At 68.8% G+C, this 1,210-nt stretch carries 2 protein-coding genes; both read left to right on the forward strand.

Annotated features, from left to right (window positions below; all coding sequences use genetic code 11):
* The coding region (locus AB0G02_RS41190; RefSeq protein ID WP_360806285.1) for a hypothetical protein at positions 1-297 on the forward strand (297 nt) is incomplete at its 5' end.
* Positions 298-343: 46 nt separating this feature from the next.
* On the forward strand, positions 344-1,210 hold an 867-nt coding region (locus tag AB0G02_RS41195; RefSeq protein ID WP_360806288.1), incomplete at its 3' end, for a hypothetical protein.

The raw sequence follows: 1,210 nt of genomic DNA on the forward strand, positions 1-1,210 counted from the left end.
AGCTGGTCCGGCAACGGGTGCGGACGGCTCCCGTCCACCACCCGCGGCCGGTTGTCCATCAGGTTGGCCACCGCCAAAGTGGGCCCGGTGGTGCACGAGGGCACACCAGACGACGGCCCGCCCTCACTCGCAGCGGCCCACGGCCGGCTCCACTGCGTCTTCCGCGACTCCACCGGAACGATCCAGCACCTGAGCTACGACAAGACGTCCTGGACCAGCCCGTCGCCGGTCCCCGGCAGGAAGTGGGCCCACAGTCCTGCACTGGCGTTGCTCAAGGACCGGCTGTGCCTGTTCTGAACCGCACCCGTCCGCACGCCGCCGTCAGCTCAGGAGCGAAACAGCCATGATCACCGACACTGCGATCCCCGACTCGCCGACAGCCCCGACCACCACCCAGGACGCCTCATCCGAGGTTGGCGTCGAACTGCGGTACGCACTCACCAGCAGGCCCTCCCCACTGCCGGCGTCGCCGGCTTCCGGCGCGTACCACAAGGCCGATCTGACGATCGTCCTCACCCGCCGCCCCTCCGACGCGATCGAATGCGGTGGCATCACCGTCTCCGTGCCCGTCGGCACCGGCGCCGCCGCACTGGCCGCCGAGACGACCGGGATGACGGCCTCCACCGACCCGTCGGGCTGGCAGGCCACCGTCGCCACCTCCGGCCAAGTCACCTTCGCCCCACCCGGTGGCACGACGCAGATCGGCAGGCAAAGAGGACTGGCGCTCTTGTTGCGCACGATGCCCGTCAACCGCACCGTCGGCCGTGCCCTGCTCACGGTCACCGTGCGCTGGCGGATTCCCGGCGAGTCGGGTGAGAACTCCTGGAGCACCGAGACCGTCACACTGCCGATCAGCAAGTTCCCACCCACCTTCAGCCTCGGCGAACTGCACGCCTCCCCCGGCCAGATCTCACACGGCGACAGCGTCACCCTCAACTGGCAGGCGGCCGGCGGCGACTTCCGGCTCATCTACGACAACGCGGACATCTGCGTCACCGGCCACGACAGCTACACCGCCCACAACATCACCCGCGACACCCTCTTCCAACTCCGCGGCACCTCCTCGTCCGCCTCGGGAGAGCTGGAAGCCGTCCGCTCGGCATGGGTAACCGTCAACACCCCCGACATCGTCGTGCAGTCCCTGACCGTCACAAAGAGCGTCGTCACAGACCGGCTCGCAACACCCGAGTACACCGTGCCGTCCTTCACC

This window comes from Actinosynnema sp. NPDC023658, from assembly GCF_040639995.1.
GTDB lineage: Bacteria > Actinomycetota > Actinomycetes > Mycobacteriales > Pseudonocardiaceae > Actinosynnema.